The sequence below is a fragment of the Bacteroides sp. 1_1_30 genome (assembly GCF_020982715.1).
GTDB lineage: Bacteria > Bacteroidota > Bacteroidia > Bacteroidales > Bacteroidaceae > Bacteroides > Bacteroides xylanisolvens.
Genome location: NZ_JAJKHN010000030.1, coordinates 53,773 through 74,604, shown reverse-complemented (window position 1 = coordinate 74,604; position 20,832 = coordinate 53,773). Strand labels below are relative to the sequence as shown.

Genomic DNA, 20,832 nt, shown 5'->3' with positions numbered 1-20,832 from the left:
CGGAGGTAATTATTCGTCTCGCTTGACTTTTTTAAAATAAATTTCCGACCTCTTATCTATTAACTGCAAACTTAGAGTTTCTTTTAAACCAACGGGGGCTTTCTTTTAAAGGAAAATGAATATTTGCTAATGCTTGATATTCAGTCTTTTACATGATGGGGGATAAAAGTGTTGAAATAATAGGTAATGTAGTCATTTATCTTACCATTTTTCTGTTTTGGGGCTTTTTGTTACATCAGAAAAGAATCATGTTACATGTCTGTGATAAATGTAACCTGTATATAGATGCCTGTATCATGATTGTACATATATGATAAAACCGAATCGATACATTTGCAAACACTACTATGGAACAGGAAATTATAGAAAATAAAAAGTGATAATATGAGAACATTAAAATTGATTTTGTCGGGCTGGCAATCCGTGGGGCTTGTCGTATTTATTATGTTGTTTTTTAATATGGAGGTGAGTGGCAAGGGTAAAATAACGAAAAATGCTCCTGTCTTTACGCAATTTATTTATCAGGGGGAGGATGCTATTTATCAAAACAATCCTTTAAAGCCGGGTGAGTTCTATAATCCTATTTTGCAGGGTTGCTATCCCGATCCGAGTATAACGCGGAAAGGGAATGATTATTATTTAGTGTGCTCATCTTTTGCTATGTTTCCCGGGGTACCTATTTTCCATTCTAATGATCTGGTCAACTGGAAACAAATCGGCCATGTGCTGGACAGAACGTCACAATTAAAGGTTGAAGATTGTGGTATTAGTGCTGGTGTATATGCTCCTGCTATAAGATATAATCCCAATAATGATACGTTTTATATGATAACCACTCAATTTTCCGGTGGCTTTGGAAATATGGTGGTAAAGACAAAGAATCCGGAGAATGGCTGGAGTGATCCGATCAAACTTCAATTTGAAGGCATTGATCCTTCTCTTTTCTTTGATGATAATGGCAAGGCATACGTGGTACATAATGATGCTCCTGCTAAAGCAAACGAGCGTTACTCGGGACACCGTGTTATAAAAATATGGGATTATGATGTGGAGAATGATAAAGTGGTTCCGGGAACGGACCGGATCATCGTAAACGGTGGCGTCAATATAGAAGAAAAGCCGATATGGATTGAAGCTCCTCATATCTATAAGAAAGATGGACGTTATTATTTAATGTGTGCGGAAGGAGGAACCGGAGGCTGGCATAGCGAAGTCATTTTTGTAAGTGATCATCCGAAAGGACCTTATCTTCCGTCAAATAATAATCCTATTTTAACTCAACGTTATTTTCCTGCAAATCGGGCGGATAAAGTAGACTGGGCTGGTCATGCAGACTTAGTGGAGGGACCCGACGGAAAATATTATGGTGTATTTTTAGGAATACGCCCCAATGAGAAGAACAGAGTGAATACCGGACGCGAAACTTTTATTCTTCCGGTGGACTGGAGCGGAACATTTCCTGTTTTCGAGAATGGGCTTATCCCTATGAAACCTACATTGAAGATGCCTTCGGGAGTAGAGAACCAAACAGGAAAAAACGGTTATTTGCCTAGTGGCAACTTTGTCTTTAAGGATGATTTCTCCGATAAGACATTAGATTTTAGATGGATCGGTCTTAGAGGTCCTCGTGAAGAATTCGTTGAGATGACCGATAAAGGGTTGCGGATCATCCCTTTTACCTCAAATATCAATGAAGTGAAACCTACTTCTACTTTGTTCTACCGTCAACAGCATAATCAATTTACCGCGGCAGCAACCATGGAGTACAAACCAAAAAATGAGAAAGATTTTGCCGGTATAACATGTTATCAAAATGAAAGATATCACTATGTTTTCGGTATCACTAAAAAGGGAAAAGACTATTACCTGATACTGCAAAGAACCGAAAAAGGACAAGCGAGTGTCCTGGGTGAGATGAAAATAGAAACAGAGAAACCTGTGACACTGCAAGTAACAGCCAATGGAGATGATTATCGTTTTAATTATTCGATTGATGGAAAGGTATTTATGAATTTAGGAGGAACCGTTTCCGGCGATATTCTTTCTACTAATGAGGCTGGTGGCTTTACAGGAGCAATGATTGGACTGTATGCAACATCTGTTGGTAATTAATTAGAAACCTTATTATTCTATAATTATGAAAATACATCATCTATTTTGGGGTATATGTTTATGCTTCAGTACAAATGTTTTATTCGCACAAAATTATCAGAAAACATCGTCGGGTATCAAGACCACAGTGAATGCAGTGGATATAGAAGTACAATTTTTTGCGCCTGCTGTGGCGAGGATAATAAAGTCTCCGGAAGGTGTTGCCTATGAAAAAGAGAGTCTTTCTGTAATTGCAAAACCTGAAAAGGTAAGTTTCAAAGCTGATATAAAAGATAATAAGATTGTATTGAATACCAGTGAACTAAGTGTCAGTGTGGACACCGGGACGGGAATTGTTTCTTATTTCTCAAAGGATGGCAAAGTATTATTGGCAGAGAAATCCGGTATGCAGTTTATCGATTTCGATGATGCCGGGACAAAAACTTATCAGGTTTATCAACCTTTTGTATTAGATAAGGAGGAAGCTATTTATGGTTTGGGACAATTGCAAAATGGAAAGATGATTCAGCGGAACATGACCAAAAATCTGATACAGGGAAATGTTGAAGATGTGTCGCCATTCTTCCAGTCCACCAAAGGATATGGTGTGTTTTGGGATAACTATTCGCCGACTCTTTTTACGGACAACGAAGTTGAAACATCTTTTCGTTCTGAAGTAGGTGATTGTGTAGACTATTATTTCATGTATGGGAAGGATGCCGATGGTGTAATAGCACAAGTACGCAGCTTGACCGGGCAAGCACCGATGTTTCCTTTATGGACTTATGGTTACTGGCAAAGTAAAGAAAGATATAAAAGCCAGGAGGAAGTGGTAGACGTTGTTCGTAAATATCGTGAATTGGGTATTCCTTTGGATGGTATTATTCAGGATTGGCAATATTGGGGGCATAACTATTTGTGGAATGCGATGGATTTTCAGAATCCGACTTTCAATAATCCTCAAAAGATGATGGAGGATGTCCATGCGATGAACGCACACATGGCTATATCTATCTGGTCGTCATTCGGACCGATGACCAAACCTTATAGAGAATTGGACAAAAAAGGTATGTTGTTTAACTTCACTACCTGGCCGCAATCGGGATTGGAGTCATGGCCCCCCAACATGGAATATCCTTCCGGTGTAAGGGTGTATGATGCTTACAATCCCGAAGCACGTGATATTTATTGGAAATATCTGAATGATGGAATTTTCAAGCTGGGAATGGATGCCTGGTGGATGGACTCTACCGAACCCGATCATCTGGATTGGAAGCCGGAGGATATGGATACCAAAACCTATCTGGGCTCGTTCCGTAAGGTGCGCAATGCTTATCCGTTGATGACTGTCGGAGGGGTTTACGACCATCAGCGTGCAGTGACTTCGGACAAACGCGTGTTTATTTTAACCCGTTCCGGATTCTTGGGGCAGCAACGTTATGGTGCAAATGTATGGAGTGGTGATGTCGCTTCCACATGGGAGAGTTTTAGAAATCAGATTCCTGCCGGATTAAACTTTTCTTTGTGTGGTATGCCTCACTGGAATAGTGATATTGGTGGCTTTTTTGCAGGACATTATAATAAAAGCTGGAATGATGATAGTGCTTCAAAAAATCCATTGTATCAGGAGCTTTATGTGCGTTGGTTGCAGTTTGGAACGTTCAATCCGATGATGCGTTCGCACGGGACGGATGTTTATAGGGAAATCTATAAGTTCGGAAAGAAAGGCGAGCCTGTATATGATGCTATCGAGAAGATGATAGGTTTACGTTACTCTCTGTTGCCTTATATTTATTCTACTTCTTGGGAGGTAAGCAATCGTCAATCGAGTTTTATGCGCGCTTTGATGATGGATTTTGTAGATGACAGAAAGGTGTGGGATATCAATGACGAATATATGTTTGGAAAATCGATCCTTGTGGCTCCGATTACTCATGCACAATATACACCGGAAGCTGTGGTAAAAGTCTCCGAAGAAGAAGGATGGAACAGAGATGGAGCGAAAAAAACAAAAACTGACGCTGCTGTGGATTTCATGGAAACGAAATCTACTAACATATACTTACCGGCAGGAACGCTATGGTATGACTTCTGGACAAACGAGAAACATGAAGGCGGAAAGGAAATTACCAAAGAGACTACACTTGATGTTATTCCATTGTATGTAAAAGCGGGTAGTATCATTCCTGTTGGTCCACAAGTTCAGTATGCCACTGAAAAACCGTGGGATCATCTTGAATTGAAGGTATATGCGGGTGCGAATGGAAACTTCATTTTATATGAAGATGAATTTGATAATTACAATTACGAAAAAGGAGCTTATACGGAAATTCCAATCTCTTGGAATAATGCATCTCGTAAATTGACGATAGGGGCAAGAAAAGGTGCGTATGAGGGAATGTTGAAGAACCGTAAGTTTGCTGTAACTCTTCAGGACGGGACTCAAAAAAACGTCGATTATAATGGGAAGGCAATTTCTGTAAGGTTTTGATTGTAATAGAATGTGTGATTATGCCAACAGAGAAGAATCTAAAAAATAGAAATATGGTGAAGTTTTTTATAGTAATGGCTATGCTATTGGGGAGTAGCGTTGCAAGTGCAGAAAATAAACAGATAACAAGTCCTGATGGGAAGCTGGTAGTAACACTCTCAGATGTGGATGGAAGACCTTCTTATTCTGTTAGTTATGACAATGTTCTCTTTTTGAAACCATCTCCATTGGGGATGATTGCAAATATAGGAGATTTCTCATCGGGGATGTCGCTGGAGAAGAATGTTTCAACAAATAAAATAGATGAAACATACGAGTTAGCTTCTATTAAGCAGAGCAAGGTTCGTTATGTGGCAAATGAAGCTGTATTTTCGTTTACGCAACAAGGGAAAACAATTTATGATGTTATATTCCGCATAAGTAATAACGATGTTGCTTTTAAATATAAGATATATCCGCAAGGTGAGACACTAAGTTGCGTGGTTAAGCAAGAAGCTACGGGATTTGTGTTTCCTGACGGAACCACCACTTTCCTTTGTCCGCAAAGTAAACCGATGGGAGGATTTGCCCGTACTTCTCCAAGTTATGAGACGTCTTATACGGCAGATGATGTCGCAGGGAAAAATGGCTGGGGAGAAGGATATACATTTCCCTGTCTGTTCCGTAATGGAGATAATGGTTGGGTGCTTGTTTCCGAAACGGGAGTAAATGGTGGATATTGTGCGAGCCGTCTGTTGGGACACAAAGGAGGAACGTATACAATCGGATTTCCGCAAGAAGGTGAAGCAAATGGGAATGGTACGGTTTCTCCAGGGATAGCATTACCGGGCGAGACGCCTTGGCGTACTATTACTGTGGGCAAGACTTTGGCTCCAATAGTGGAGACAACGGTTCCTTTTGATGTTGTAAAACCGCTTTATCCGGCAAAAGGAGAGTATACGTATGGACGGGGTTCATGGAGCTGGATTATCGGTATGGATGGAAGTACTAATTATAAAGAGCAACTCCGGTATATTGATTTTTCGGCAGCAATGGGGTATCAATCTGTGTTAGTGGATGCCTTGTGGGATAAACAAATAGGACGTGATAAAATTGAAGAATTGGCTAAATATGGGAAGGACAAAGGGGTAGCTCTTTATTTGTGGTATAATTCGAATGGGTATTGGAATGATGCTCCGCAAACTCCGAGAGGTATTATGGATAATGCGATAGCCAGACGTAAGGAGATGAAATGGATGCAAAGCATTGGTATTCGTGGAATAAAAGTTGACTTTTTCGGAGGTGACAAGCAAATGACTATGCAGTTGTATGAGGATATCTTGTCGGATGCAAACGAGTACGGTCTTTTAGTTATTTTCCATGGATGTACTTTGCCTCGTGGCTGGGAACGTATGTATCCTAACTTCGCATCGAGTGAGGCTGTATTGGCTAGTGAAAATCTTCATTTCTCTCAAGGCAGCTGTGATAATGAGGCCTTTAATGCTACCTTGCACCCGTTTATTCGTAATACTGTGGGTAGCATGGATTTTGGAGGTAGTGCATTGAACAAATATTATAATGCGGATAATGCTCCACGGGGAAGCCGGCGGGTAACATCAGATGTCTACGCACTGGCTACGGCGGTTCTATTTCAGAGTCCGGTACAGCATTTTGCTTTGGCACCGAATAATCTGACCGATGCTCCTGCATGGGCTATTGATTTTATGAAAGAGGTTCCAACGACTTGGGATGAGGTACGTTTCATTGACGGTTATCCTGGTAAATACGTTATTCTCGCCCGTCGTCATGGAGACAAATGGTATATTGCCGGAGTAAATGCGCAGAAGGAAACACTGAAACTTAAAGTTAATTTGCCGATGTTCTCCAATGGGGAAAAGGTGAGACTATTTAGTGATGATAAGGTATTGCAGGGCGGTGTGAAACAAATAGGAATAGGAAAGAAACAAGAATTGCAATTGACTATTCCTTGCAATGGTGGAGTATTAATAACCAAATAACTGTTTAGACAGATAGAATATGAAAAACTTGAATTTTTGGGGTGTATTACTCCTGTTGGCAATGACTGCCGTCACTTCGGGAGTGGCACAAAATCCTATTATCCAGACAAAATATACCGCCGATCCGGCTCCGATGGTATATAATGATACCGTTTTCCTTTATACAACTCATGATGAGGATGATGCCGAAGGATTCAAAATGTTGGACTGGTTACTTTATACTTCCACCGATATGGTGAATTGGACTGATCATGGAGCGGTCGCTTCTCTGAAGAGTTTTGATTGGGTGAAACGTGATAACGGTGCCTGGGCAGAACAAGTCATCGAACGTAATGGCAAATTTTATATGTATTGTCCGATTCACGGTAATGGTATTGGCGTATTGGTATCCGACTCTCCTTACGGCCCTTTTAAAGACCCTTTGAACAAACCGTTGGTTTGGCAGAAGGAGCATTGGTACGACATTGACCCGACCGTATTTATTGATGATGACGGACAAGCGTATATGTATTGGGGCAATCCGAATGTTTATTATGTGAAACTGAATGAGGATATGATTTCATATTCGGGGGAAATTGTACAAGTGGAAAATAAACCGGAACATTACCAGGAAGGTCCGTGGGTGTATAAACGGAACGGGCATTATTACATGGCTTTCGCTTCAACTTGTTGTCCGGAAGGGATTGGCTATGCTATGAGCGAAAAAGCTACCGGACCATGGAGTACAAAAGGATATATTATGCGTCCAACAGAGCGGAGTAGAGGAAATCATCCTGGAATTATCGATTATAAAGGTAGCTCTTATGTATTTGGCCTAAATTATGATTTGCTTCATTTGGAAACATTGGATCATAAGGAACGTCGTTCCACGTCTGTTGCAAAAATGCATTATAATCCGGATGGAACTATTCAGGAAGTTCCTTATTGGCAGGAGACGAAACTGGAACAGATTGAAAACTTTAATCCTTACCGTAGAGTGGAAGCTGAAACGATGGCTTGGGGATATGGTCTTAAAACTGGAAATCATGAGAATGGTGGTTTGTATATAACCGATATCGATAATAATGAATATCTGTGTGTGCGTGGTGTCGACTTTGGCAAGAAAGGAGCAAAGAAATTCAGTGTAAGCGCAGCTTGTGTTGAAAAAGGCGGAATGATAGAAATTCGTCTGGATAGCACTGAAGGGCCGGTAATAGGTAGTGTCAGTATATCACCGACAGGAGGACTGGATATATATAAACAGATGTCATGTCGGATAAAGAATGCAAAGGGTGTACATGATCTTTATTTCTGCTTTAAAGGAGAGAAAGGAAACAAACTTTTCAATCTGGATTATTGGGAATTTGAATAGCTTTTATTCAAAAAAAAATAAGATTGTAATGTGTTTATAATCAGTGCAATTGTTTGGGTGTGCTACAAGGGAAAAGATAGATGTAACATTGAAAATGAAGATGTTATTTAGGAAAAGAAGCCCGTAACATAATTATGTTTGTAGTTTTATGAACTGGCATATCTTTGCAGAAAAGATCAGTAATTCATATTTGATTATAAAGAAAATAAGAAGTATTATGAAGAATACACAGGTAATACAATTAATGTCAATCGTCTGGCTCTCCATATTTATGCTGGGGATAACAATGATGTCATGTAGCTCAAAGAAGGAACAACAATTACCGGCTATTGGAAAATCTGTGGCCCTCTTTGATTATTTTTCTTATAAGGGAAATGATGATTTTTATATTTCCAATCCTCTGTCAGGTGAAGACTATTTCTATAATCCTATTTTGCCGGGATGGTATTCTGATCCTAGTGTTTGTACAAATGGAGAAGGTGATTATTTCCTAGTAACATCTACATTCACTTATTTCCCCGGTATTCCTATTTTTCACAGCAAAGACTTGGTGAATTGGAAACAGATAGGGCATGTGTTGAACCGTGCTTCGCAATTAGTGAATATGGAAGGACAGAAAGTGAGTGGCGGTATTTTTGCTCCGGCTATTTCTTATAATCCGTATAACAAGACATATTATATGGTAACAACCAATGTCGGAGCCGGAAATTTCTTTGTTAAGACGCAAGACCCGTTTGGTGAATGGTCGGAACCCATCATGTTGCCGGAGGTCGGAGGTATTGATCCTTCTTTCTTTTTTGATGAAGATGGTAAGGCATATATTGTTAATAATGATGAGGCTCCGGATAATAAACCTGAATATAGCGGACACCGTACTATACGCATACAAGAGTTTGATGTGAAAACAGATAAGACGATCGGTCCCCGTAAAATTCTTGTAAACAAAGGAGCTCAACCGGCAGACAAACCAATTTGGATAGAAGGTCCTCATTTATATAAGATAAATGGAAAGTACTTCTTGATGTCCGCCGAAGGTGGAACGGGAAACTGGCATTCGGAAGTGATTTTCCGTGGTGATTCTCCGATGGGTAAGTTTCTTCCATGGAAAAACAATCCGATTCTGACGCAAAGACATTTGAATTCTGACCGTCCTAATTCGGTAACCTGTGCTGGTCATGCAGACCTGATTCAAACAAAAGAGAGAGATTGGTGGGCTGTTTTTCTGGCTTGTCGCCCTATTAATAATCAGTTTGAGAATTTGGGACGTGAAACATTTATGATGCCGGTGAAATGGAGTGAAGACGGATTCCCGTACATGACACAAGGAGATGATTTAGTACCTATGATTGTAAAACGTGAAGGTGCGAAACGCGATACGACAGTTACTTATGGTAATTTCGAGTTAATAGCGAACTTTGATTCTCCTGTACTTGATATGCCATGGATGACTTTAAGAGCTTCTGCTTCCGATTTATATTCATTGACGGAAACGCCCGGATACCTGACCTTGAAGTGTGCAGATATTAGCGCTACGGAAAAGAAAACTCCGGCATTTGTCTGTCGTCGGTTACAACATCATAAATTTGAATGTGCTACCCGTATGTTGTTCAATCCTTCTAACGATAAGGAAACAGCCGGAATGTTATTGTTTAAAGATGAGGCGCATCAATATTTCTTCTGCTTGAATAAAGTGGGTGAGAATAAAAATATTTCTCTGAAACAAATCGGTGAAAAGGAACAGACATTGGCTTCAGATGAAATAGACGCAGATACAAATGAGGTATATTTGAAATTAGTATCTCAAGGAATTGGTTACGACTTCTATTATTCTATTGATGGTGAAAAAAACTGGAAACTGCTTTGTAAAGATGTAGATTCCAGTTATCTCTCTACTACAACGGCTGGTGGATTTACCGGTACTACAATTGGATTATACGCTACTTGCAAATAATTATTTTTTTTATATAAATCTAATACTAGCAACTATGGGTGATATTTATAATGATAGCTAATGCAATTAAAAAAGAATGATGATTAGAAAACAATGTAGTTAATTAACATCTTAAACTAATGGTAATGAAAAATGTAACGAAGAAAATTCAAAAAATTCCTTACCTGTTTCTCCTTATGTTGTTTAGTTTTGTAACAGCATCAGCACAGAAAGGGATAACGGTGAGGGGAACGGTTCTTGACAGTAATGGTGAGACAATCATTGGAGCCTCAGTAACTTTAAAAGGTAATAGTTCAATAGGTACAATCACAGATATAGATGGCAATTTTGTATTGACTGTGCCCGGTGAGAAGTCTGTCCTTATTGTTTCGTATGTAGGAATGAAACCGCAGGAAGTAAAAGTGGTTTCTAAAGGTCTTATTAAAGTAACATTGGAAGATGACACCAAGCAACTGGAAGAAGTGGTTGTGGTGGGTTACGGACAACAAAAGAAAGCGTCTGTGGTAGGTGCTATTGCACAAACCACTGGTGAGACATTACAGCGTGCAGGTGGTGTGTCGAATGTGGGTGCGGCATTGACGGGTAATTTGCCGGGTGTGGTGACTTCTGCCTCTACTGGTATGCCGGGTGACGAAGACCCGAAAATTGTAATTCGTAGCGTTAGCTCGTGGAATAATAGCGAACCGCTTATCCTTGTGGACGGTATCGAACGTCCGATGAGCAGTGTGGACATGAGTTCTGTACAGTCTATATCTGTATTGAAGGATGCGTCGGCAACTGCTGTTTATGGTGTGAAGGGTGCCAATGGTGTCATTCTTGTAACCACTAAGCGCGGTAACGAAGGTCGGGCCAAGATTGACGTAAGTATGAACATGACGGCTAAAGTGGTTTCTGCTCTGCCGGGAAGAATGGAGTCGGCGGATGCGTTGTATGTGCGTAATCAGGCTGCCGAATATGAGTTAGGCTTGAATCCTGCTTCTTGGAATAAAATATTGCCGATGGAGACGATTGACAAATATCGCCATCCTGCTAATTTGGAAGAGGCCGAACGTTATCCGAACGTTGACTGGCAGAAAGAGCTTTTCAAAGATTATGCCATGTCATACAATCCGAGCATCAACCTGTCGGGTGGTACACGCCACGTCAAATATTTCGCTGCGGTAGACTTTCTGCATGAAGGTGACTTGTTCCGCGAATGGGACAATAACCGTGGTTATCAGGCAGGTTACGGATTCAACCGTATTAATGCACGTAGTAATTTGGACTTCAAGATTACCAAAACTACCGTATTGAAAGCCAATATTTTCGGTTCTTACGGTGTGAAGAAATCACCGTGGGGAGTTGCCGACGATTCATTTGGTGCCTCGCAGTTGTGGCAGGCTGCCTACAGTTCTCCGTCAGACGCTTTCTTGCCCCGTTATTCCGACGGTACGTGGGGATACTACAAGCCCAATTCGCAAGGTGCGCCGAACTCTGTGTTGAATCTCGCCAATGCAGGCTATGAAATGCTTACTACTACCCGCGTCAATACTGACTTTGTATTGGAACAGGATTTGAGTTTCCTCGTAAAAGGATTACGTGCAAGTGCCATGATTTCGTGGGACAACGTGTTTGTGGAAGCCGGTCGTGGTGTCAATGACTTGAATCACGGGACGCAGACCAAATGGATAGATCCGGAAACAGGCGAGGTGCATTATAGCAACGCGCAAACCGACTCTAAAACCGGACTCGATTTTCAGGAAGGTATCTTGTGGTCTACAGCAGGTGGTGCTGTGCGGGACTGGTCTACTCAACGCAATCTTTTTTATCAAGGACAATTGTCATGGAGCGGCAAGTTCGGTGACCACGATGTCAGCGCCATGGGAGTGTTCAACCGTACCGAACGAAGCACTGGTAGCGAATTCCCTCACTATCGTGAAGACTGGGCGTTCCGCGCCACTTATAGTTATGGCAACCGTTATTTCTTGGAATACAACGGTGCATACAACGGTTCCGAGAAGTTTAGTCCCGACTATCGTTTCGAGTTGTTTAACTCAGGTGCGTTGGGCTGGATGATAAGCGAAGAAAAATTCTTCAAGCCTCTTCGTAAGTGGGTAGATATGTTGAAAGTACGTTATTCTATCGGTGAGGTAGGTGACGATAATCTTGGTATTCGTTTTCTATATGCTACACAGTGGGCTTACGGAGGTAAGTCTTTCCACGGTTTGAACAATCGAACCGAGTCTCCTTACACTTGGTACAAGGAAGCTACGGTAGGTAATCCCGATGTACATTGGGAAACAGCTTTGAAGCAGAATATCGGTGTTGATTACGCTTTCTTCGATGGTTTGCTTGCCGGTAGTTTGGAATTTTTCTATGACAAGCGTTCGGACATTCTTGTAGCCGGCGACAAACGTGCCACTCCCGGTTATTTAGGAATTTCCGCCCCGGCTGCCAACTTAGGACGCGTGCGTACGAAAGGATACGAATTGGAACTTCGTGTAAATAAAACATTGAACAACGGTCTTCGTCTGTGGGGTAACTTCAATATGACTCATGCTGAAAACAAGATTCTCAAATACGATGACCCTGTGTTGCGTCCCGCATACCAGAAGTCGGAAGGATTTGCCATCGGACAAGACCACGCTCATCTTACGGCAGGATTTGCCAACACGTGGGACGAAGTATTCGCCATGCCTACACACAATACGATGAACGATCAGAAATTGCCCGGACAGTATATCACTATGGACTATAATGGTGATGGCGTGATAGATGCCAACGACAGCGCTCCTTACGGCTATACGGGTACTCCCGAAAATACGTACAACGCTACTATCGGATTCGATTACAAGGGATTCAGCTGCTTTGTACAGTTCTATGGAGTGACCAACGTCAACCGTTATGTGGGTTTTACTTCCTTGCACAATAACGTGAATACTGTATTCGACGAAGGAGTATTCTGGTCGAAAGATCGTTTTGATGCAGATGCTCCCATGCCTCGTATCAATTCTACTCCGAGTTATTATGAAGGTACTCGCTTCCATTACGACGGTTCGTTTATTCGTCTGAAGAATGCTGAAGTGGCTTACACTTTTACACAACCTTGGGTAAAGAAAATTGGATTGAACAGATTTAAAATATTCCTGAACGGAAACAACCTTTGGGTATGGTCGCGTATGCCGGATGACCGCGAATCGAACTTTGCAGGTACGGGATTGGCTTCGCAAGGTGCTTATCCTACTGTACGTCGTTTCAATCTGGGTATTAAATTTGACCTTTAAAACATCATCGAATTATGAAAAAATACATTATAAAATATGCTGTAATGGCTTGTTTGAGTCTCGGATTGACGGGTACGACTGCTTCGTGTACCGACTATCTGGACAAGGCACCCGAATCGGATGTCACTCCGGAAAATGCCTTTAAGGACTTCCACAATTTTCAGGGATTTGTAGAAGAGCTTTATGCTTGTATTCCCGACATGGCCAAACAATACTGGTCAAACTCTTGGAACTGGGGTGAAGACGAAGTGATTGGTGTAGACTGCAATTATCACATGGGCTATAAAGTGGACCAAGGCGACTTTTGGGGGTGGCAGGCTGAACACGACGGCTGGGGGGCCGGATTTATGGATTGCAAAACTCTGAATCTGGACTTTACTACTCCGAACGACGGATTCAGATGGAACCGCGACTTGTGGCCCGCTTCTTGGTACGGAATCCGTAAATGTAATACGGGATTAGCAAATCTGGACCTGCTTACCGATGCAACGCAGGAACAGAAGAACGCCATTGCCGGACAGCTTTATTTCTTCCGCGGGTGGTTTCATTTCATGCTGATACAATATTTCGGCGGATTGCCTTATATAGATAAGGTGTTGCCTCCCAACGAAACATTCAACGAGCCGCGACTCAGCTATCACGAATGTGCCGACAAGGCTGCCGATGATTTCCGGATGGCTGCCGATCTGCTGCCTATTGATTGGGACAAGACATCTATCAGCCCGAGCACGAAAGGATACAACCAACTGCGCATCAACAAAATCATGGCACTGGGCTATTTAGGTAAAAACTACCTGTGGGCAGGAAGTCCGTTGATGAACAAGGTGTCCACAGGAAGCGAATCCTACAATCAGGAATATTGCCGGAAGGCTGCCGAAGCGTTCGGGGAGTTGCTTACGCTGGTAGAGAACCGACAGACGCAATATAGCTTGGTGGACTTTGAGGACTATTCCGACCTCTTCTACACATACGGAAAGAATGCCCAAATGCCGGGTTCTACAGAAGCATTGTTCAGAGGATTGGTGGCAGATGGCTGGCAAAACTCAACTTTTGGTTTAGCTCTTCAGTTTGTGCCTGCCAGCTATAAGAAAGATAACAATCCGCAACTCTCGCCCACAGCCAACTATGTACACTATTACGGTATGGCAAATGGATTGCCGCTCGACGACCAGGAATCCAAGTGGGACAAGACTCATCCTTGGAAAGGACGCGACCCACGTTTCTATCATGATATTCGCTTCGACGGTTCGCCTATGGTATCTGATGCAAAAAAAGATTCGGAGGAGGTCGGTGACTTAGCCGTTGCATCCCTCTACACAGGCGGAAACGCCCGTGACGACCAGTTCGGAAGCCGTACCGGATTCCTGCTTGGCAAGTTTATTCCGGTGACAGCCAATAAATGGGATGATGGCTGGGGATGGAGTCCGCAGATGCATATCTATTGCAGCTATATGCGTCTGGCAGACATTTATCTGATGTATGCTGAAGCTGCGGCAAATGCTACCGGCTCGTCTACAGGAAAGTCAACCAACTGTACACTTACGGCACTGGCCGCAGTCAACACCATCCGCAAACGTGCGAGAGTAGAAGGTGTCAATGCCAAATATACCGGTTCAATCGATCTGTTCAACAGTGAGATTCGCCGCGAACGTGCGGTAGAACTTGCATACGAAGGACACCGTTTCACTGACTTGCGTCGCTGGTTGCTTATCGACAAGAAACCTTATACCGAAAAGACTGCTGTCGATTTCCAACGGGTAGGCGACCTTGCCGAGAACCCTCAGGAAACAGCTGTAAGCGGCTATACATATCGGGTAATCGTGACGCGTAATTTCACGGAGAAGCATTACTGGTTGCCTCTGAAATTGTCTGACGTGACCTTGTATCCGGAGTTCTATCAGAATCCGGGATGGTAAACAAGTGACTTATTAAACGAAATAGAATATCATGAAACAAATTCATAAAAATATAATTCTTAGCGCCGGACTATTGTTTGCTTCTGCCGGGCTGATGGCTCAGACGGATGTGGAGAAGACTGATACATTGGCTCAGAAAGTGAATGTGGCTTTCCGCACAGTGGACCGGGCGGATTTGATGGGTGGTGTCTCGTCCGTCAATGTAGAGGAACTGACTAATAAAAGTTATTCGCTGTACAGTCTCGACAATATGCAATCTTTAGTGGGAGGTTACAACGGACAATTATGGAACATGGGCGAAGCGTTGGTATTGGTAGACGGAGTCCCTCGTGAGGCAAACAACATTCGTCCTACCGAAATAGCCCAAATCACATTCCTCAAAGCAGCGCAAGCCGTGGTGCTTTACGGCAGCCGTGGTGCGAAGGGAGTCATTCTTATCACCACGAAGCGCGGATGCGATAAAGACTTGCGGGTGAGTGCGCGTGCCAATGCCGGTATCAATGTGCCTAAAAGCTATCCTAAATATCTGGCTTCTGCCGAATACATGACGTTGTATAACGAGGCGTTGCGTAACGACGGGTTGGATCCCGCTTTCTCGGATGAGCAGATTTACAACTATGCAAGCGGAAGTAACCCTTACCGTTATCCGAACATCAACTTCTTTTCCGATGACTATATTCGGAAGACAAGTCAGGACTATAACGGAGTGGCCGAGTTTTCGGGCGGCGGACGCTACGCCAACTTCTATACGAACATCGGTTACGAGAGTTCCAACGACTTGCTCAACTTCGGTGAAAGTAAGAACAACCGCAATTCGCGCCTGAATATCCGCGGTAATGTGGATTTGCGTATGAACGATTGGATCAGCGGTTGGGTAAATGCAAATGCTATCTTCTACGATTCCCGTCACGATAAGGCAGACTACTGGGCTAACTCGGCTACGTTACGTCCGACTGCTCCCGGTTCGGCGCCTCTTGTACCTTTCATTCCCATTGAGTTTGTCGATAAAAACGATGCTGCTTCGTGGACGTTGATCAATAATAGCAATTACCTTATTGACGGCAAATATCTATTGGGAGGTACGCAGTTGAACATGACTAATCCTTTTGCTGCCATGTATGCGTCCGGTTATCAGAAAGCTACTTCACGTCGTTTCCAGTTTGATGCGGGAATCAACCTCGATTTGTATAAAGTACTGAAAGGATTGTCATTCCGTACACAGTTCTCCGTAGACTACGGAACTTCTTACATCACTTCTATCGACGACGACTATGCAGTGTATGAAGCCTCTTGGAACAATGCTTTCGGAGGCGACCGTATTACTTCATTGACTAAGTACAATATGGACAAGCATACCGGTACGCAAAACGTATCGGGCAGTACGGCGTATCAGACCATTTATTTCTCTGCACAGTTCGGCTATCAGAACACTTTTGCCGACAATCATCATGTGAATGCATTGTTGTTGGCTCAAGGCAGCCAGCAGACCTATTCGGGTACCTACCATCGCACTAGCAATTCCAACTTGGGTTTGCAACTCGATTATAACTATGCCGGTAAGTATTACGCCGATTTCAGCATGGCAGCGGTTCATTCCGCCAAATTGCCCGAAGGCAACCGGATAGGGCTTTCGCCTTCGTTTACGTTGGGATGGCGTCTTTCCGAAGAGGGTTTCCTCAAAGATGCCGATTGGCTCGATAACCTGAAACTGATGGCAGGCTATAGTGTGCTCAATCAGGATTTGGATATCAGTGATTACTACATGTATGCTACCAAGTTTACACAGGCAGGTACGTGGTGGGGATGGAGCGAGGTAAACAACTCGATGCAGACCACCGACTTCCTGCAAGGTGGAAACCCCGACCTCGGCTACATCAAGCGTAAGGAATTTACGGTAGGATTGGACGCTTCTCTTTGGAAGGGATTGGTGAGACTCAATGCCAATTACTTCGTAACCAATACCGAAGGATTGCTGGCGCAGCCCCAAAATTATCCGTCTTATTTCCAGACTTATTATCCGAAGTCCGATATGCGTCCTTATATTAACATGAACAACCAACGTCGTACGGGTGTGGACTTGAGTGTAAATGTGGGCAAAAAGCACGGTGACTTTGAATGGAATGTGGGGCTTGTGGGTATGTACTACACCTCCAAGAACACCAAATGGGACGAGAATGTGAAATATGACTGGCTGAAAGCCGAAGGTGAGGCGATTGATGCTTTGCGCGGATATCAATGCATCGGATTCTTCAAAGACGCTGCCGATGTGGAAAGCTCGGCAAAGGTGAATGCTAATACCAAACCCGGTGATTTGAAGTATGTAGACCAAAACAACGACGGTGTCATCAATGAGCAAGACCAGGTGGTATTGGGCAAGTGGGGTGCTTCCTGGGTGATGGGTCTCAACCTGACTGCCAAGTACAAAGGCTTCACATTGTTTGTGGCAGGCACCGGATCGTTTGGTGGCAAAGGACTGAAGAATAATAGTTATATGCACGTGTATGGCGATCGCAAATATTCTGAAGTGGTTCGCGGACGCTGGACGGAAGAGACGGCAGATATCGCCACATACCCGCGTCTCACAACACAAGGTGGCGACCTGAACTTTGTGGCTTCCGACTTCTGGTTGTACGACACTTCACGTTTCGATTTGAACCGTGTTCAATTGTCTTACGACTTCCCGGCTGCTATGCTGAAAGGCAAACTTGTGAAAGGTTTACAAATCTATGCCAACGGAACAAGCCTGTTGACCTTGGCGAAGGAGCGTAAATATATGGAGATGAATGTAGGGACTTCTCCCCAATGCCGTTCGTACGCACTGGGTGTAAAGGTAGACTTTTGATGGGTCTCTCGTTGTAGAATATAAAAATATAGAATAAATAAGTCATGAAGAAAATTATAACAATATGTGCCTTTGCCGCTTGTCTGACCGGATGCGATGACTTGTTCGAACCGGCTATCGAGAACAACCTCGGACTGGAATATATGTACGAGAATTCGCAATATGCCGAAGGAATACTGGCAAATGCCTATACACGCATACCCTGCGCAGGCTATTCTTTCAACGACGTGGCTACCGATGACGCTGTGAGCAATGATGCGGAAAACAGCTGGCGTAAAATAGCCTCCGGCATGTGGACGGCAAACAACAATCCTGCCGACCGTTGGACTTCCTGCCGTTCCGCCATACAGTACATCAATCTTTTCCTTGCCAATGCCGACAAGGTGAAATGGGCGAAAGACGAAGTGGTGGCGCAGATGTTCTGCGACCGTGAGAAAGCGGAAGCCTATGGCTTGCGTGCCATGTATATGTATTACCTCCTCGAAGCCCATGCGGGCTATACCGAAGACGGTGTGTTGATGGGGGTGCCCATCCTGACCGAACCGGAAGCAGCCGGATCCAATTTCAATGTGCCCCGCAGCACATTTGTAGATTGCATGAAGGCGTTGAAAGAAGACGCCCGGTTGGCACTCGAAGGATTGCCTTGGGAATATGGTGACGCAGCGGAAATGCAACGCTTGTCTGCTAAATATGCAGGAGCAGACCAAGGCAAAGTCACCCGTGTGTTTGGCGCAAACTTTATCGGACGTATGTCCGGAAAGGTGGTGGAAGCGTTTGTGGCAAAAGCGGATTTGCTCGCTGCCAGTCCGGCATATAGTGACCAGTCAGGCGTTGATTGGAAAACGGCTGCTGCTAGTGCTGCAAAGGTGCTGAATCATATCGGAGGGGTAGACGGTATGGATCCTACCGGATGGACATGGTATTGCAATGTAGATGATATTGAAAAACTTAGCCCAACCGAATCACCTGCTGAAATTCTGTGGCGTGGTGAACGTGCCAAATCCCTCTCGCTCGAAGAAGATAACTTCCCGCCCACACTCTACGGTAACGGACGTATCAACCCAACTCAAAATCTGGTGGATGCATTCCCGATGCTGAACGGTTATCCGGTGTCTCATCTGTCCGGCGAATATGATGAAAATCTTCCGTACGCCAACCGTGACCCGCGCTTGGAAGCATACATTCTTTATAATGGTTGTAAGGCAGGCAATACGAATAAGGAAATCTTTACGGCAGCCGACGGAACTACCAATGATGCACTGAACAAGGTGGTAGGACGTTCTACCCGTACCGGATACTATCTGCGCAAACTGTTGCGTCAGGACATCAGCCTCGACCCGAATGCGAAAGCTGACCAGTATCATTACACACCGCGCATCCGCTATACCGAGATATTCTTGGCGTATGCCGAGGCGGCAAATCAGGCGTACGGTCCGCAAGATAAAGGAGGCAACGGCTATTCTGCTTATGATGTGGTGAAAAAGTTGCGCCACCGTGCCGGCATCGGTCGCGACAATGGTGATGCTTACTTGGAATCCATCAAGAACGATCAGGCAAAGATGGCGGAACTCATCCGCAACGAACGTCGCATCGAACTTTGTTTCGAAGGTTTCCGTTTCTGGGATTTGCGCCGCTGGAAGAGCAATCTGACCGAAACCGCTAAAGGGATGAATATCAGTGGAACCCGTTATACTCCGATGGAGGTAGACAAACGCTCGTTCAGTGAGTATATGTATTACGGTCCTATTCCTTATTCGGAAGTTCTTAAGTATGACGAACTGAAACAGAATCAGGGTTGGTAAACCGATAGTGTAAATTTAATAAAATGCTAAAGCATACAATGATTATGAATAAGACAATAATGAAATGCATGGTCCTTGGCTTGTTGTTTGCCGGCTGTGAAAACGGAGACAAAGAATTCGACGATTACGAATATCAGACCATCAGTTTTGCTACTCAGACTCCTATACGCACCATCACATTGGGCGAAGATGTATATCCTACCGAACAAGACAATGAATATCGGATGCAGATCATCGCTACATTGGGCGGTGTGTGGTCAAACCGCAAAGAGCGCACAGCACAGATTGTTATCGATGAAAGTTTGTGTACCAATGCTTATTTCGACAATGGCAAGCCGATACTTCCTATGCCTAAGGAATATTATACTTATTCTTCGGAACAGGTGGTATTTCCCAAAGGAGACATTTATGGACGTATGGACATACAGTTGACCGATGCTTTCTTCAATGATCCTCTCACGCCCGAACTCACCTATGTCATTCCGGTACGGTTAGCACAGGCTTCAGACTCTATCTTGGCGGGCAAACCTAAAGTTGAGTCTCCCAATCGCTTGAATGTGGCAGACTGGGACGTGCTTCCCAAAGACTATGCGCTTTATGGGGTGACCTACAAAAACAAGTATGAGGGCGTTTGGTTGAGTCGTGGCACAGACCAGCTCGACATCAATGGCAACACTTCTACGCTCAACCGTAACCCGCAGAATATAGAGAAAGCAGACCAACGTACATTGGGAACTATTGCCCTCAACAAAGTGCGTTATCCTCTTTCGCTTTCGGTGGATGTGGTGAATGAGAAAGGCGAATCTTCCAAGCAAACGTTGACAATGGACTTGGTGATAACGGTTGACGACAACGGCAATTGCTCCATCACTACCGACACACCGGGGGCTCAGGCAAGCGGTTCGGGCAAGTGGACCTATCATGGTGCCAAGAAAGCGTGGGGCGACAAAGACCGCGACCTGTTCGAACTGACCTATGAAGTGACTTATGCGCCTTATGTGTTGAATGCTGTGACCGGTGAAACGGGCACTGCCAAATGTAGCAGCACGGACGCGCTGGTGTCACGCGACAGACAGAGCAAATTTGAAACTTTTAACGTGAAGTTGAAGTGAACCGCAATCTAAACAA

10 protein-coding genes are annotated in these 20,832 nt (G+C 43.8%); all 10 read left to right on the top strand.

Features of this window, described 5'->3' with window-relative positions; genetic code table 11:
• The first annotated feature begins 384 nt into the window (after positions 1-384).
• The gene (locus tag LPH68_RS10910) at positions 385-2,112 is read left to right on the top strand and encodes a glycoside hydrolase family 43 protein (protein ID WP_151923094.1); all 1,728 of its coding nucleotides are present in this window, start codon (positions 385-387) and stop codon (positions 2,110-2,112) included.
• A 25-nt stretch (positions 2,113-2,137) separates the two neighbouring features.
• Positions 2,138-4,582 (top strand): TIM-barrel domain-containing protein, encoded by a 2,445-nt coding sequence (locus LPH68_RS10905; RefSeq protein WP_151923095.1) that lies wholly within the window; start codon positions 2,138-2,140, stop codon positions 4,580-4,582.
• 20 nt (positions 4,583-4,602) lie between these two features.
• Entirely contained in the window at positions 4,603-6,579 is a 1,977-nt protein-coding gene (locus LPH68_RS10900) for a glycoside hydrolase family 97 protein (protein WP_117683174.1), read from the top strand.
• A gap of 19 nt (positions 6,580-6,598) precedes the next feature.
• Complete coding sequence (locus tag LPH68_RS10895) at positions 6,599-7,930, top strand: glycoside hydrolase family 43 protein (protein WP_121960095.1); 1,332 nt, start codon at positions 6,599-6,601, stop codon at positions 7,928-7,930.
• A gap of 217 nt (positions 7,931-8,147) precedes the next feature.
• On the top strand, positions 8,148-9,881 hold the full coding sequence (locus LPH68_RS10890; protein ID WP_151923096.1) for a glycoside hydrolase family 43 protein: 1,734 nt from the start codon (positions 8,148-8,150) through the stop codon (positions 9,879-9,881).
• A 119-nt stretch (positions 9,882-10,000) separates the two neighbouring features.
• Positions 10,001-13,144, top strand: coding sequence for a TonB-dependent receptor (locus LPH68_RS10885; protein WP_009039785.1), 3,144 nt, complete (start codon positions 10,001-10,003; stop codon positions 13,142-13,144).
• A gap of 14 nt (positions 13,145-13,158) precedes the next feature.
• On the top strand, positions 13,159-15,060 hold the full coding sequence (locus tag LPH68_RS10880; RefSeq protein WP_004309631.1) for a RagB/SusD family nutrient uptake outer membrane protein: 1,902 nt from the start codon (positions 13,159-13,161) through the stop codon (positions 15,058-15,060).
• Positions 15,061-15,091: 31 nt separating this feature from the next.
• Positions 15,092-17,902, top strand: a complete 2,811-nt coding sequence (locus LPH68_RS10875; protein ID WP_004309632.1) for a SusC/RagA family TonB-linked outer membrane protein — start codon at positions 15,092-15,094, stop codon at positions 17,900-17,902.
• 44 nt (positions 17,903-17,946) lie between these two features.
• Positions 17,947-19,704, top strand: coding sequence for a RagB/SusD family nutrient uptake outer membrane protein (locus tag LPH68_RS10870; RefSeq protein WP_004309633.1), 1,758 nt, complete (start codon positions 17,947-17,949; stop codon positions 19,702-19,704).
• A gap of 44 nt (positions 19,705-19,748) precedes the next feature.
• The gene (locus tag LPH68_RS10865; protein WP_224262915.1) at positions 19,749-20,816 is read left to right on the top strand and encodes a DUF5627 domain-containing protein; all 1,068 of its coding nucleotides are present in this window, start codon (positions 19,749-19,751) and stop codon (positions 20,814-20,816) included.
• Positions 20,817-20,832 lie beyond the last annotated feature (16 nt).

Excerpts from the sequence above, each read along its gene's own strand:
- LPH68_RS10910 (WP_151923094.1), top strand. The coding sequence starts at position 385 with ATGAGAACATTAAAATTGATTTTGTCGGGCTGGCAATCCGTGGGGCTT.
- LPH68_RS10905 (WP_151923095.1), top strand. The coding sequence starts at position 2,138 with ATGAAAATACATCATCTATTTTGGGGTATATGTTTATGCTTCAGTACA.
- LPH68_RS10900 (WP_117683174.1), top strand. The coding sequence starts at position 4,603 with ATGCCAACAGAGAAGAATCTAAAAAATAGAAATATGGTGAAGTTTTTT.
- LPH68_RS10895 (WP_121960095.1), top strand. The coding sequence starts at position 6,599 with ATGAAAAACTTGAATTTTTGGGGTGTATTACTCCTGTTGGCAATGACT.
- LPH68_RS10890 (WP_151923096.1), top strand. The coding sequence starts at position 8,148 with ATGAAGAATACACAGGTAATACAATTAATGTCAATCGTCTGGCTCTCC.
- LPH68_RS10885 (WP_009039785.1), top strand. The coding sequence starts at position 10,001 with ATGGTAATGAAAAATGTAACGAAGAAAATTCAAAAAATTCCTTACCTG.
- LPH68_RS10880 (WP_004309631.1), top strand. The coding sequence starts at position 13,159 with ATGAAAAAATACATTATAAAATATGCTGTAATGGCTTGTTTGAGTCTC.
- LPH68_RS10875 (WP_004309632.1), top strand. The coding sequence starts at position 15,092 with ATGAAACAAATTCATAAAAATATAATTCTTAGCGCCGGACTATTGTTT.
- LPH68_RS10870 (WP_004309633.1), top strand. The coding sequence starts at position 17,947 with ATGAAGAAAATTATAACAATATGTGCCTTTGCCGCTTGTCTGACCGGA.
- LPH68_RS10865 (WP_224262915.1), top strand. The coding sequence starts at position 19,749 with ATGAATAAGACAATAATGAAATGCATGGTCCTTGGCTTGTTGTTTGCC.